The 16007-nt window shown below is 74.8% G+C and carries 2 protein-coding genes; both read right to left on the minus strand.

Translation table 11 applies throughout. The features are described from left to right. On the minus strand, positions 1–6122 hold a 6122-nt coding region (locus ACZ4V1_RS35425; protein ID WP_468345150.1), incomplete at its 3' end, for an SDR family NAD(P)-dependent oxidoreductase. Between the two features lie 99 nt (positions 6123–6221). After that, positions 6222–16007: SDR family NAD(P)-dependent oxidoreductase (locus ACZ4V1_RS35430; protein WP_468345153.1), on the minus strand; the 9786-nt coding region annotated here is incomplete at its 5' end.

Here is a 16007-nt window from a genome sequence, read left to right on the forward strand (position 1 = left end):
GCCGAACCCCGCACCACCGCCAACACCCGATGACCACGACGCCGCGCATCCGACAAACGCTCCAGCACCACCACCCCCACACCCTCGGACCAGCCCACCCCATCGGCCGCATCCGCGAACGAACGACACCGACCATCCGCCGACAACCCACCCTGCCGCGAGAACTCCACGAACGTCGTCGGCGTCGACATCACCGTCACACCACCAGCCACCGCCAGCGAGCACTCACCCGAACGCAACGCCTGCGCCGCCCAGTGCATGGCGACAAGGGACGACGAACACGCCGTGTCCACCGTCACCGCCGGACCCTCGAACCCGAACGTGTACGACACCCGGCCCGACGCGATGCTGGGCGCACTGCCGTTGCTGCGGAAGCCTTCGTACTGCTCGTCGGTGAGCATGTTGCCGTAGTCGTTGTACATGACGCCGGCGAAGACACCGGTCTGGCTGCCCCGCAGCGACACCGGGTCGATCCCGGCACGCTCGACGGCCTCCCACGTCGTCTCCAGCAGCAACCGCTGCTGCGCGTCCGTGGCCACCGCCTCCCGCGGACTCATCCCGAAGAACTCCGGATCGAAGGCACCTGCGTCGTGCAGGAAGCCGCCGGCCTTGGTGTAGGTGGTACCGGAGGCCTCACGGTCCGGGTCGTAGAGGGTGTCGATGTCCCAGCCGCGGTTCACGGGGAACTCCGAGACCGCGTCCACTCCTTCGGACACGGCTCGCCACAGATCCTCGGGCGAAGCGATCCCGCCCGGGTAACGGCAGGCCATCCCGACGATCACCACCGGATCGTCCGTCACCGACGGCAACGCCGACACCGGCGCCACGGCCGCCGGCTCCGCCGCACCGAGCAGTTCGTCCAGCAGGTACCCCACCAGCGCGTGGGCCGTCGGGTAGTCGAAGACCACCGTGGCCGGCAGCCGCAGCCCCGTAGCCTTGCCGAGCCGGTTGCGCAGCTCCACCGCCGTCAGCGAATCGAAGCCCAGGTCCTGGAAGGCCCGGGCCGGGTCGACCGTCTGTGCTCCCGCGTGGCCGAGTACCACCGCGATCTGGCCGCGCACCAGATCCAGCAGCACCTCACGCCGCTCCTCGGTGCCCAGACCCTCCAGGCGCTGCACCAGACCCGCCGTCGCCGCCGAACCACCGGCCGCCGAACGACGCCTGCGCCCGCGGACGAGACCGCGCATCATCGGGTGCGGGTCGTCGCCCTGCTCGCGCAGTGCGGCCAGATCGAGGCGTACGGGGAGGATGTTCGGCTCACCGGAGGCCAAGGCCGCGTCGAACAGCGCAGTGCCCTGTTCGGGGGTCAGCTCGGGCATTCCGGCCCTGGCGATGCGCCGTACGTCCGTGTCGGAGAGGGTGCCGATCATGCCGGCGTCCTGGGTCCACGGGCCCCACGCCAGGGAGGTGGCGGGCAGGCCCAGCGAGCGGCGGCGGCGGGCCAGGGCGTCGAGGAAGGTGTTGCCCGCGGCGTAGTTGGCCTGGCCGGGGCCGCCGAGGACGCCGGACATCGAGGAGAAGAGGACGAAGGCGTCCAGGTCGAGGTTCTTGGTGGCCTCGTGCAGGTTCCACGCCGCGTCCACCTTGGCCCGCAGCACGCCTGCCAACCGCTCGGGTGTCAGCGACTCCACGGTTCCGTCGTCCAGGACACCGGCCGAATGCACTATCGCGCTGACCGGACAGCGCGAGACCAAGTCCGCGACCGCACCCGGATCCGCGACGTCACAGGCCTCGACCGACACACGCGCGCCGGCCTCGGACAACTCCGCGACCAGTTCCTCGACCCCCGCGGCGGCCGGACCACGCCGACTCACCAGCAACAGCTCACGAACCCCGTGCTCCACCACGAGATGCCGGGCCACAACCCGCCCCACACCACCCGTACCACCGGTCACCAGCACCGGACCACGGCCCCACTCCGGACCCGCATCCCCGTCCGCGACCACACGAGCCAGCCGCGGCACCCGCACCTCGCCGTCAACGACGACCGCCTCCGGCTCCTCCGACGCCACAGCAGCCACCACCGACGCGGCGTCCACGCCACCCCGCACGTCGAGCAGACCGAAACGGCCCGGATGCTCGGACACCGCCGACCGCACCAAGCCCCACACCGACGCTCCGGCCATGTCCGAGCCGTCCACGGCGCCCGACGTCACGAACACCAGCCGCGACTCGGCGAACCGCTCCTCCGCCAGCCAGGAACGGATCAACCCCAGTGCCCCGGCCGCAGCACCGTGCACGGAAGCGGCCACATCGACACCATCGGCGAACGCGCCGATGTCGGCCAGCACCGTCCCCGGCACCTCACCGGCACCAGCCAGATCCGCCAGATCCGTGAACGCCACGAACCCGTCACCCGGCAGCTGCGCGGTCTCGCCCAGCACGCCGACCGGGCCGATGCCGGCCCCGTCCTCCACGGCCGGTGCGGTGACCCACTCCACCTGGAAGAGCGCGTCACGGGTCGAGGTGTCGACAGCGGCCGTCCCGGCGGTGACCGCGCGCAGCACCAGGTTCTCCACGCTGGCGACGGGGGCGCCGGCGGGATCGACCACGGCGACCGTTGCGGACTCGTCGCCGGTACGGGTCATCCGGACCCGTACCGCCCGGGCGCCGGAGGCGTGCAGGCACACTCCTTCCCAGGAGAACGGAACCACGCCCCTGGCGAGGCCGCCCAGGGCGGAGATGTGCAGGGAGGCGTCGAGCAGCGCCGGATGCAGCCCGTAACCGGCGGTCTCGCGCTCGGTGCCTTCGGGCAGCGCCACCTCGGCGAAGACTTCGTCGCCGCGCCGCCAGGCGGCGTGAAGACCCTGGAAGAGCGGGCCGTAGCGGTAGCCGCCCTCCGCCATCCGCTCGTAGAGCCCGGTGAGGTCCAGGGGTTCGGCGTCGGTCGGCGGCCAGACCGTCGTGTCGAAGTCGGCGGTGCGCTCTCCCGGGGCGAGGACGCCGGTGGCGTGCTCGGTCCAGGGCATGCCCTCGGCGCCCTCGGGGCGGGACCGGGCGGTGAGCGTACGGCGGCCCTCGGCGTCGGCCGGGCCGACGTGGAGGTGGAGCTGGGCCCCGCCCTGTTGGGGTACGACGAGGGGGGCGGCGAGGGTGAGTTCCTCGACGCGGTCGCAGCCGACCTCGTCGCCGGCCCTGACCGCCAGTTCGACGAAGGCGGTGCCGGGCAGCAGTGCGTTGCCCATGACGACGTGTTCCGCGAGCCAGGGGTGGGTGCGCAGCGACAGCCGGGTGGTGAGCAGCAGGCCGCCGGAGTCCGAGAGTTCGACGGCGGCGCTGAGCAGGGGGTGTCCGGCGGACCGCAGGCCCGCCGACTCGACGTCCTCGGCGGCCGAAGGGGTGGGTGCGGGCCAGTAGCGCTCGTGTTGGAAGGCGTAGGTCGGCAGGTCGGTGAGCCGGGCGCCGGTGCCGGCGAGGACGGCGGCCCAGTCGACGGCCAGACCGGTGGTGTGCAGCCGGCCGAGTGCGGCCAGCGCGGTGCTCTCCTCGTCACGGTCCTTGCGCAGCAACGGGACCAGGACCGCGTCCTCACCCGCACTCTCCCGCGCCATGCCGCAAAGCACACCGTCCGGACCCAGCTCCACGAACCGCGACACACCCTGCTCCACCAGGACCCGCACACCGTCGCCGAAACGCACGGCCTCACGGACATGACGCACCCAGTAATCCGGACCGGCCAGCTCACCGGCCTCCGCGATCCGGCCGCTCACATTGGACACCACCGGCACCCGCGGCTCACCGAACGACAGCCCCGCCACGACCTCACGGAACGCACCGAGCATCGGCTCCATCAACGGCGAGTGGAACGCGTGCGAAACCCGCAGCCGACTGACCCGCCGTCCCCGCCCACGGAAGACCTCCGCCACCGCCTCCACCGCGGCCTCCACACCGGAGACCACCACGGAAGCCGGGCCGTTGACCGCAGCGACCGACACACCCTCAAGAGCTCCCAGCTGCTCGAGCACCTCCGCCTCGGCAGCCTCCACCGCCACCATCGCACCCCCGGCCGGAAGCTCCCCCATCAACCGGCCACGAGCCGCCAGCAACACACAAGCATCCGCGAGTGAGAACACCCCGGCCACATGTGCCGCCACCACCTCACCGACCGAATGCCCGGCCACCAAGTCGGGAGTGACACCCCACGACTCCACCAGACGGAACAACGCCACCTCGACGGCGAACAGCCCCGCCTGAGCGAACTCCGTCCGATGCAACAACTCGACGTCCTCGCCCCACACCACCTCACGCAGCGGACGCTCCAAGAGCCCGTCCAAGCCCGCACACACGGCATCGAACGCCTCCGCGAACACCGGGAACCGCGCATACAGCTCACGCCCCATACCGAGCCGCTGCGCACCCTGCCCCGAGAAGAGGGCGGCGGTGAGGCCGGCGCGGACGCTGTCCTCCAGGACGGCGGGGTGGGGGTCTGCGGTGGCGAGGGCGGTGAGGGCCGCCTCGGTGGCCGTGGGGTCGGTGGCCAGGACCACCGCGCGGTGCGGGAGGGCGGCGCGGCTGGTGGCCAGCGAGAGGGCGATGTCGGCCGGGCGCGTGCCGGGGGCGGCCCGGAGGTGCGTCAGGAGCCGGGCGGCCTGGGCGCGCAGCGCGGTCTCCGAGCGGGCGGAGAGCACCCAGGGAGTGAGGGTGAGGTCCGTCGCGGCCGGTGTCCCGGTGGTGCCGGTACCGGCGTTCGTGCCGTCGCCCCCATCGGCGTCGGCGTCGGCGTTCTCGGCGGTCTCGGGGTCGGCCTGCTCGAGAACGACGTGGGCGTTGGTGCCGCTGATGCCGAAGGCGGACACGCCGGCCCGGCGGGGGTGCTCGGCCTCGGGCCAGTCGAGGGCCTCGGTGAGGAGTTCGACGGAGCCGGCGGACCAGTCGACGTGCGTGGTGGGGGTGTCCACGTGGAGGGTGGCGGGCAGCAGGCCGTGGCGCATCGCCATGACCATCTTGATGACGCCCGCCGCACCGGCGGCGGCCTGGGCGTGTCCGATGTTGGACTTGATGCCGCCCAGGAGCAGCGGGCGTCCGTCGGGGCGGCTGCGCCCGTACGTGGCGAGGAGGGCCTGGGCCTCGATGGGGTCGCCCAGGGTGGTGCCGGTGCCGTGTGCCTCGACGGCGTCGACCTGGTCGGCGGTGAGGCGAGCGTCGTCGAGGGCCGCTTCGATGACGCGCCGCTGGGAGGGGCCGTTGGGGGCCGTGAGGCGGCTGCTGGCGCCGTCCTGGTTGACGGCGGAGCCGCGGACCACGGCGAGCACCGGGTGGCCGTTGCGGCGGGCGTCGGAGAGGCGTTCCACGAGGAGGACGCCGACGCCCTCGCCCCAGGAGGTGCCGTCGGCGGCCTCGGCGAAGGGCTTGCAGCGGCCGTCGGCGGCGAGTCCGCGCTGGCGGGAGAACTCGGTGAACAGTTCGGTGGTCGGCATCATGGCGACGCCGCCGGTGAGGGCCAGGGAGCATTCACCGGCGCGCAGGGCGCGGACCGCGAGGTGCAGGGCGACGAGGGAGGAGGAGCAGGCCGTGTCGACGGTGACGGCCGGGCCCTCCAGGCCGAGGATGTAGGAGATGCGGCCGGACAGGACGCTCATGGCGCCGCCGGTGAGGTTGTGGCCCTCGGTCTCCTCGGCGGAGCGGGCGAGCGAGCCGTAGTTGGTGTCGGCACCGCCGACGAAGACGCCGGTGTCGGTGTTGCGGAGGGCGGCGGGGCTGATGCGGGCGCGCTCGACGGCCTCCCAGGCGGTCTCCAGCAGGAGTCGCTGCTGGGGGTCCATGGCGAGGGCCTCGCGGGGGGCGATCCCGAACAGGTCGGCGTCGAAGTCGGCGGCGTCCTCCAGGAAGCCGCCCTCGCGGACGTAGCTCTTGCCGGGGGTGCCCGGGTCGGGGTCGTAGAGGGAGTCCAGGTCCCAGCCGCGGTCCTCGGGCAGGGGGCCGACGGCGTCGGTGCCGGCGGCGACCAGGCGCCACAGGTCCTCCGGGGAGCGGACGCCGCCGGGGAAGCGGCAGGCCATGCCGATGACGGCGATGGGCTCGTTGTCCCGGGCCTCGACAGACTCCAGCCGTTGCCGGGTGCGGCGCAGGTCTGCGGTGACCTTCTTGAGGTAGTCGCGGAGCTTGTCTTCGGAGCTTGCCATGGGGTGGATCCTCTGGGTTCGAGAAGGACGCGGTGACCGGATCGGGGCGCGGGGGTCGCGTCCGCCGGCGTGCTCGTGGCGCGCCGGCGGACGGGGTGGTTAGGAGAGCCCCAGTTCGTTGTCGATCAGGTCGAACATCTCGTCGTCCGTGGAGGTGTCGAGGTCGGAGTCGTCGTCGCGCTCGGCGGCGTCCCGGGTGGAGTCGAGCGCCCACTGGAGGGCTTTCAGGCGCTTGGCCAGGTGGGCGCGTTCCTGGTCGTCGAGTTCTGCGCCGCCGACGGCGGCTTCGAGGCCGGCAAGTTCGGCGAAGACGGGCTGTTGCGCCTCACCGGTGTCGGTGCCCAGTTCGGTACGCAGGTGACGTACGAGGGCTGCCGGCTCCGGGTGGTCGAAGATCAGAGTGGTGGGCAGGGAGAGGCCGGTCTCGGCGTTGAGCCGGTTGCGGAGTTCGACCGCGGTCAGCGAGGACATCCCGAGGTCGAGGAAGCCGCGGCCGGCGTCGAGGGACTCGGCGGACGCATGGCCGAGGACGGCGGCGACGTGGCCGAGGACGATGCGGTGCAGCAGTGCCTGCTGTTGGGGACCGGCGAGGCCGGCCAGTCGTCGCCGGAGGTCCGCCGGTCCCTCGCCGCCGGAGGTTCCGGTGCCGGTGGGGGCCGTGGTGCCGGTGGCGGCGGTGCGCCGTGTGGCCGGGCGGGCGAGGGCCCGCAGCAGCGGGGGCACCTCGTCGCCGCGCAGGGCGCGGGCGTCGAGGCTTACCGGGACGAGCTGGCCGGTGTCGAGGCCGGTGGCCGCGGAAAGCAGGCCGAGTCCCTGGTCCGCGGTCAGGGGCCGGATGCCGGAGCGGGCCAGGCGGGCCAGGTCGGCGCCGTCGAGGGCTCCGGTGAGTTCGCTGCGGTCCTCCCAGAAGCCCCAGGCCAGGGAGTGCGCCGTGAGGCCGCGGGCGCGCCGGTACTGGGCGAGGGCGTCCAGGAAGGCGTTGGCGGCGGCGTAGTTGGCCTGGCCGGGGCCGCCGGCGACTCCGGCGTAGGAGGAGAACATGACGAACGCGGTGAGTTTGCTGTCGCGGGTGAGTTCGTGCAGGTGCCAGGCGGCGTCGGCCTTGGGCCGCAGGACCCGGTCGACACGGTCGGGGGTGAGGTCGCCCAGGAGCCCGTCGTCGAGGACGCCGGCCGCGTGGACCACCGCGGTCAGGGGGTGCTCGGCGGGGACGCCGGCGAGGACGCGGGCCAGGTCGTCGCGGTCGGCGGCGTCGCAGGCGACGATCTCGGTCTCGGCGCCGAGGGCGGTGAGTTCCGCGCGCAGGGCGTTCGCGCCGGGGGCGTCGGGTCCGCGCCGGCCGGTGAGCAGCAGGTGCCGTACGCCGTGGCGGGTGACCAGGTGGCGGGCGACGTGTGCGCCCAGGACACCGGTGCCGCCGGTGATCAGGACGGTGCCGGCGCCGGTGCCGTCGCCCCACGGGCCGGTGGTGGCGGGCTGGGGGGCGCCGTCGGGGTGGTCGGCGCGCACCAGGCGGGGCACGGTGACGGTGCCCGACCGGACGGCGAACTGGGTCTCGCCGGTGCGGGCCGCCGCGGTCACGGCGCTGATCAGGGCGTCGGCGGAGGCGTCCGGGGTCCGGGATTCCGTACCGGTGGGTGAGTCGGGTCCGTCCGGGGTGGTTTCGTCGCGGGCCGCCGGGTCGAGGTCGGCGAGGAGGAAGCGGCCGGGGTGTTCGGTCTGCGCGGAGCGCAGCAGGCCCCAGACGGTGGCGTCGGCGAGGCCGGGGACGGTGTCGTCCGGGCCGGTGGCGACGGCTCCTTCGGTGACCACGAGCAGCCGGGCACGGGTGTGGCGGGGGTCGCGCAGCCAGTCGTTGGCCAGGGTGAGGGCCTGCCGCGCGGAGGTGTGCGCGGTGGCCGTCGGGTCGTCGCCCACGGTGGGGCCGTGTACGGCCACGACCAGGGCGGGAGGCTCGGCCGCTCCGCTGTCGAGGGCCGCGGTGAGGGCGGCCAGGTCGGCGTGGACCTGGACGGTGGCGCCGGACCGCTCCAGGGCGGCGGTCAGCCGTCCCGGGGTGCCGAGGACCGCCCAGGGACCGTCGAGTTCCGGGGTGGCACTCCAGGTGCCGTCGGTCAGCGGGGCCCAGGTGACGCGGTGCAGGGTGTCGGGGCCGGGGGTTGCCGGGAGCCGCTCCGGGCCGGCCCGCCGCGTGGTGACGGTGCCGGTCAGGACGGGGGCGCCGGCGGTGTCGTGGGCGTCGGCCGTCCAGGTGTCCTCGCCGGCGGGCGTCAGGCTGACCTGGAGCCGCGCGGCACCGGTGGCGTGCACGGTGACGTTCCGCCAGGCGGCGGGCAGCACGGGGGCGGTGGCGTCCTCGGTGGTCGCGGCGAGGGCGACGACGGTCTGCAGGAGCGCCGGGTGGAGGCGGAAGCGGGTGGCGTCCGCGTGGGCGCTCTCGGGCAGTTCGACGTCGGCGAGGAGCGTGTCGCCGGAGCGTCGCAGGGATCGTACGGTGCGGAACGGGGCGTCCAGGTCGAGTCCGCCGCGGTGGACGAGGTGGTGGGCCACGTCGATGTCGATGTCGACGGCGGCGGACGCGTCGGTGGACGGCTCGGGGCCGGGTTTCGCCGGGGCGGCGCCGGTGTGCGGGGCGGGGGCGAGGACGCCGGTCGCGTTGCGGGTCCAGGGTGTGTGGCCGGCCGTGTCGTCGTCGGGGCCGAGGACGCGCGAGTGGACGGTGAAGGTGCGGCCATCGGCGTCTTCGGGGTCGGCGCCTTCGGGGTCGGCGCCCGTGCCCTCGTGCGCGGAAACGGTGAGCTGTATCTCGACGCGGCCCTCGTCGGGGACGGCTACCGGAATGTGCTCGTCGAGTTCCGCCACGTGCGGCAGGCCGGTCTCGTCACCGGCGCGCACCGCCCAGTCGAGGAGGGCGGTGGCCGGGACGACGGCGGTGCCGTGCGTGCGGTGGGCGTCCAGCCAGGGCTGGGTGGTGAGGGAGAGGGAGCCGCTCAGGAGCACTCCGCCGTCGGCGAGCGGTACGGCGGTGTCGAGGCCTGCCGGGTCGGCCTGGTCGCCGCCCGCCTCCAGCCAGTACCGCTCGCGCTGGAAGGCGTAGGTCGGCAGGTCGGTGGGGCGGCCGTGGGCGACGGCGGGCCGCCAGTCGACGGGCACGCCCGCCACGTGGGCGGTGGCGAGGGCGGTCAGGAAGCGGGCGGCGCCGCCGTCGTCGCGGCGCAGGGAGCCCAGGGTGACGGCGTCGGCCCCGGCGGAGGCCGCGGTGTCCTCGATGCCGACGGTGAGCACGGGGTGCGGGCTGCACTCCACGAACACGTCGTGACCCTGGTCGAGGAGAGTCCGCAGGGAGTCCTCCAGGCGCACGGTGCCGCGCAGGTTGCGGTGCCAGTACGCGGCGTCGAGCCCGGTTCCCGGCTGCCAGTCGGCGGTGACGGTGGAGAAGAACGGGATGTCGCCGTCGCGGGGTGCGACGCCGGCGAGGGCGGCGGGCAGGCTCTCGGCGAGCCGGTCGACGTGCGCCGAGTGGGAGGCGTAGTCGACGGGGACGCGGCGGGCGCGCACACTCTGGTCCCGGCACCGGGTGAGGAGGGTGTCGAGTCCTTCGGGGGCACCGGAGACGACCACGGAGGCGGGGCCGTTGACGGCGGCGACGGAGACGCCGGGCAGGTCGGCGACGAGGGCGTTCGCCTGTTCGTGCGAGACGGCGACGGCCACCATGCCGCCGTGCCCGGAGAGTTCGCGGGCGATGGCGAGGCTGCGGACGGCGACGACCGTGGCGGCGTCGGCGAGGGACAGGGCGCCGCTGACGGCGGCCGCGGCGATCTCGCCCTGGGAGTGGCCGAGGACGGCGGCGGGCTTGAGGCCGTGGGCGCGCCACATCTCGGCGAGGGCGACCATCACGGCCCACAGGGCGGGCTGGGCGACGTCGACCCGGTCGAGGGTGGGGGCGCCGTCGGCCCGGCGCAGTACCTCGGTGAGCGACCAGTCGACGTGCGGGGCGAGGGCTGCCTCGCAGGCCGCTATGGACTGGGCGAAGGCCGGGGACGTGTCGAGGAGTTCGACGCCCATGCCGTCCCACTGGGTGCCCTGGCCGGGGAAGACCAGGACGGTCCTGCGGTCGCGGCCGGCGCCCCGGCCGCCGCTGACGACGGACGCGGCGGGGCTGCCCTCGGCGAGGGAGGCGAGTCCGGCGCGGAAGTCGCCCGGGGTGGCGCCGATGACGACCGCCCGCTTCTCCAGGAGGGCCCGGCGGGTCACCAGGGAGTGGGCGATGTCGGCCGGGGCGGTCCCGGGGTGCGCGTCCAGGTGGGCGAGGAGGGCCTTGGCCTGGCCGCGCAGGGCGGCGTCGCTGCGGGCGGACAGCGTCCAGGGCAGGGGCGCGGTCCCGCGGGCGGTGCCGGCGTCCGCGGTGGCATCGGCGTCCGCGGTGGCGTCGGTCTCCGCGGGTCCGGCCCACGGGGCGACCCACACGGGGACGGACGCGTCGTCGGTTCCGGGGGCGGCCGGGGCGGCCGGGGCGTCGGCCGGGGCCTGTTCCAGGATGACGTGGGCGTTGGTGCCGCTGATGCCGAAGGAGGAGACGGCGGCTCGGCGCGGCCGGGGCGCGGTGGGCACGGGCCACTCGGTGGCCTCGGTCAGCAGCCGGACGCCGTCGCCGCGCCAGTCCACGTGCTCGGTGGGCGCGTCGATGTGGAGGCTCTTGGGGAGCCTGCCGTGCCGCAGCGCCAGCACCGTCTTGATGACGCCCGCCACACCGGCGGCGGCCTGGGTGTGGCCGAGGTTGGACTTGACGGAGCCGAGCAGCAGGGGGTGGGCGCCGTCCCGGTCGCGGCCGTAGGTGGCGAGCAGCGCCTGGGCCTCGATGGGGTCGCCGAGCCGGGTGCCGGTGCCGTGCGCCTCGACGGCGTCGACGTCGGCGGCGCGGACGCCCGCGTCGGTGAGGGCCTGCCGGATGACGCGCTGCTGGGCGGGGCCGTTGGGGGCGCTGAGCCCGTTGCTCGCGCCGTCCTGGTTGACCGCGGAGCCGCGGACGAGAGCCAGGACCCGGTGGCCGTTGCGGCGGGCGTCGGAGAGCCGTTCGACGAGGACCAGGCCGACGCCCTCGGAGAAACCGGTGCCGTCGGCGGCGGCGGCGAAGGGCTTGCAGCGGCCGTCGGCGGCCAGGCCGCGCTGGCGGGAGAAGTCCACGATGATCTCGGGCGAGCACATCACGGTGACGCCGCCGGCCAGTGCCATGGTGCACTCGCCGCCGCGCAGCGCCTGGAGCGCCATGTGCAGGGCGACCAGGGAGGAGGAGCAGGCCGTGTCGACGGTGACGGCGGGGCCCTCCAGGCCGAGGGTGTAGGCCACCCGGCCGGAGACGATGCTGTTGGCGTTGCCGTTGTTGACGTAGCCGGCGATCTCGTCGGGGACGTGGGTGACGCGCTTGAGGTAGTCGCTGGAGGACAGCCCGGCGAAGACGCCGGTGCGGCTGCCGCGCACGGAACGGGGGTCGATGCCGGCCCGTTCGAAGACCTCCCAGGACGTTTCCAGGAGGAGGCGCTGCTGCGGGTCCATGGCGAGGGCCTCGCGCGGGGAGATGCCGAAGAAGTCGGCGTCGAAGTCGGCGGCGTCGTGCAGGAAGCCGCCCTCGCGGGTGCGGGAGCTGCCCTGGTGTTCGGGCACGGCGTCGTAGAGGCCGTCGAGGTCCCAGCCCCGGTCGGCGGGGAAGGGCGCGATGGCGTCGGTGCCGTCGGTGAGCAGCCGCCAGAGGTCCTCGGGTGAACGGATGCCGCCGGGCAGCCGGCAGGCCATGCCGACGATGGCGAAGACGTCGTCGTCGCCGTGCGCGGTGGGGGTCGGGGCAGGGGTTGCGGGCAGCGCGGCGGGGGGCGCGTCGGAGAGTTCGCCGTCCAGGAAGGCGGCGAGTTCGGTGACGGTCGGGTGGTCGAAGACGAGGGTGGCGGGCAGTCGCAGTCCGGTGGCGCCGTTGAGCCGGTTGCGGAGTTCGACGGCGGTCAGCGAGTCGAAGCCGAGGTCGCGGAAGGCGCGGCCCGCGTGGAGCTGGGCGGGGTCGGCGTGGCCGAGGACGGCCGCCGCGTAGGTGCCGACCAGGTCGCGCAGGGCGGCGAGCCGGTCGTCGGCGGACAGGCCCGCCAGGCGCGTCCGCAGCCCGTCGGTGCCGGTGGTGGCGCCCGCGTCGGCGGTGCGCCGGGCGGGGCCCCGGTACAGGGAGCGCAGCAGGTGCGGGACGTCGCCGCCGGAGGCGCGCAGCTGTCCGGTGTCGAGGCGGACCGGCACGAGGTGGGGGCGCTGCTCGGCGAGGGCGGCGTCGAAGAGGGCCGTGCCGTCGGCGGCGGACAGCGGCAGGACGCCGGAGCGGCGTACCCGGGCGAGGTCGGTGTCGTCGAGGTGGCCAGTCAGGGAGCTGGCGTCGGCCCACAGGCCCCAGGACAGCGAGGTGGTGGGCAGGCCCTCGGCGCGGCGCCGGTGGGCGAGGGCGTCGAGGTAGGTGTTGGCGGCGGCGTAGTTGGCCTGCCCGGCGTTGCCGAAGACGCCGGCGCCCGCGGAGAACAGCACGAGGTCCGCGAGGTCGAGGCCGCGGGTGAGGCGGTCCAGGTGGCGGGCGGCGTCGGCCTTCGGCGCCAGGACGGTACGCAGCCGGTCGGGGGTGAGGTGTTCCAGGACGCCGTCGTCGAGGACGCCGGCCGCGTGCACGACCGCGGTGAGCGGGTGTTCGGCGGGTACGGCGGCGATGACCCGGGAGAGCGCGTCGGCGTCGGCGGCGTCGCAGGCGGCGAGGGTGACGTGGGCGCCCAGTTCTTCCAGTTCGGTCCGGAGTTCGGCGGCGCCCGGGGTGTCCGCGCCGCGGCGTCCGGTGAGGAGCAGGTGCCGCATGCCGTGCCGGGTGACGAGGTGGCGGGCGAGGATGCCGCCGAGGACGCCGGCGCCGCCGGTGATCAGTACGGTGCCCTCGGGGTCCCAGGCGCGCGGCAGGGTGAGGACGATCTTGCCGTAGTGCTTGGCCTGCGCCATGTGGCGGAAGGCCTCGCGGGAGTGGCGCACGTCCCAGGTGACGGTGGGCAGCGGGCGCAGGGCGCCGGAGGCGAACAGGCCGGTCAGGTCGCGGAACATCTCCCGGATGCGGTCCTCGCCCGCCTCGCGCAGTTCGTACGCCTGGTAGAGGGCGGCGTCCGGGTGGTCGCGGACGACCTGCTCGGGGTCGCGGACGTCGGTCTTGCCCATCTCGACCAGGCGCCCGCCGGGAGCGAGGAGCCGCAGCGAGGCGTCGACGAATTCGCCGGCCAGGGAGTTGAGGACGACGTCGACGCCGCGTCCGCCGCTGGTGGCCCGGAAGCGGTCCTCGAAGCCGAGGGTCCGCGACGAGGCGAGGTGGGCGTCGTCCCAGCCGTCGGCGCGCAGCAGGGCGCGCTTGTGCTCGCCGGCCGTGCCGTAGACCTCGGCGCCCCAGTGGCGGGCGAGCTGGACGGCGGCCATGCCGACGCCGCCGGCCGCGGCGTGCACGAGCACGGACTCCCCCGCCTCCAGGCGGGCGAGGTCGCGCAGGCCGTAGTAGGCGGTGAGGAAGGCGACGGGGACGGAGGCCGCCTGCGCCCAGGTCCAGCCGTCGGGTACGGGGGCGACCATGCGGGCGTCGGCCACGGCGTGGGTGGCGAAGCCGCCCGTGACCAGGCCCATGACGCGGTCGCCGGGGGCGAAGTCGGTGACGCCGTCGCCGACGGCGGTTACCACACCGGCGGCCTCGGCGCCCAGGAGTACGGCCGGGCCGGGGTACATGCCCAGGGTGTTGAGCACGTCGCGGAAGTTGAGTCCGGCGGCGCGCACCTCGATCAGCAGGTGCCCGGCGGCGGGGGCCTCGGTCGCCTCGGGGCAGGCGACGAGGTCCAGCTTGTCGACGGAGCCCTTCTCCGGGATGTCCAGCCGCCATGCGCCGGCACCGGTCGGCACGGTGAGCACGTCGCCGGTGCGGGGCCGGGCCAGGCGGGGCGCGTACACCTCGCCCTGACGGATCGCCAGCTGCGGTTCGCCGGTGGCGAGCGCGGCGGGCAGGGCCTGCCAGGAGTCGTCGTGGACGTCGAGGTCGACGAGGACGAGGCGGCCGGGGTGCTGGGACTGGGCGGAGCGCACCAGACCCCACACGGCGGCGCCGGGCAGGTCGTGGGCGGGGTCGCCGGGTCCGGTGGCGACGGCGCCGCGGGTGAGGACGACCAGCGGGGTGCCGTCGGTGCGGTCGTCGGCGAGCCAGCCCTGGAGGGCGGCGAGCACGTCGTCGAGGACGGCGTCGGGCACGTCCCGCGCGTCCCGCGCTCGCGGCCCGTCGGCGAACAGCAGGACGGCGCCGGGGAGCCGCCCGGTGTCGTCGGTGTCGTCGGTGTCGTCGGTGTGCTCGGTCAGCTCGGCGGGGGTGGCGACGGCGGGCAGCGGGGTGCCGCTGCCGTCGGGGGCGGTGGCCGGGGCGGGCGGCGTGCCGAGGACGGTCCAGCCGGTGGCGGCGGGCACCGTGGCCGGCGGGGTGACGGGGGTCCAGTCGAGCCGGAACAGCCAGTCGCGGGCGGCGCGCGCGGACGGGTCGAGGGTCTCGGCGGCGACCTCGCGGACGGCCAGCGACTCGATGACGGCGACCGGTGCCCCCGTCGGGTCGGTCATGTGGACGGTGATCGTGTCCGGTCCTGCCGGGGAGATCCGCACGCGCAGCGCGGTGGCGCCGGTCGCGTGCAGCGACACCCCGGACCAGGCGAACGGCACGACGGTGCGGTCGCCGCCGGACGTGAGGTTGGCGGCGTGCAGGGCGGCGTCGAGGAGCGCGGGGTGGATGCCGAAGCGTCCGGCGTCGCCGCGGACCTGCTCGGGCAGGACGACCTCGGCGAACACGTCGTCGCCGCGGCTCCAGGTGGCGCGCACCCCCTGGAAGACGGGACCGAACTCGTACCCGCGGCCCGCGAGGAGGTCGTAGAAGCCCTCGGCGGCGACGGTCGTGGCGCCCCGGGGAGGCCAGACGGTGAAGTCCTCGGGCCGCTCCACGGCCGGCCCGCCGGGCTCGGTGAGGCTTCCCTGGGCGCGGAGCGTCCACAGCTCCTCGGTGCCGCCGTCGGGTCCGGTGGAGCGGGTGTGGACGCCGACGGGGCGGTGCCCGGACGCGTCGGGCTCGCCGACCGCGATCTGTACCTGGACCTCTCCGCGCTCTTGCAGGACGACGGGCGCCTGGAGGGTGAGTTCGTCGACCTGGCCGCAGCCCAGTGCGTCACCGGCGCGGATCACGGACTCCACGAGCGCGGTGCCGGGCACGATCACGGTGCCGGACACGGCGTGGTCGGCCAGCCAGGGGTGGGTGCGCAGCGACCAGCGTGCGGTGGCCACGAGGCCGTCCCCGCCGGCGAGTTCGACGGCGGCGCCGAGCAGCGGATGGTCGGGCGAGTCGAGGCCTGCGGAGGTCACGTCGCCTCCGAGGTCGGCGAAGCGCGGCCAGTAGTGCTGCCGTTGGAAGGGGTAGGTGGGGAGGTCGACGCGGTGGGGCCGGACGCCTTCGTAGTACGTGTCCCAGTCGACGCCGGCGCCCAGCGCCCACGCCTCGCCCAGCGACAGAGCGAACCGCTCCAGCCCGCCCTCGTCACGGCGCAGCGTCCCCACCACACCCGCCCGCACACCCGCGTCCTCGATGGTCTCCTGCACCCCGGTCACCACCACCGGATGCGCACTCACCTCCACGAACACCCGGAAACCATCCGCCAGCAACGCACGCGTCGCCGCCTCGAACTCCACCGCCCCCCGCAGATTCCGGTACCAATACGAACCGTCCAAAACGGCCGTGTCGACGGCCTCCCCCACCACCGTCGAATAGAACGGCACCTCACACGACCGGGCCACCACCGGAGCCAACAGCTCCGCCAA

The organism is Streptomyces sp. NPDC028991, from assembly GCF_055564775.1.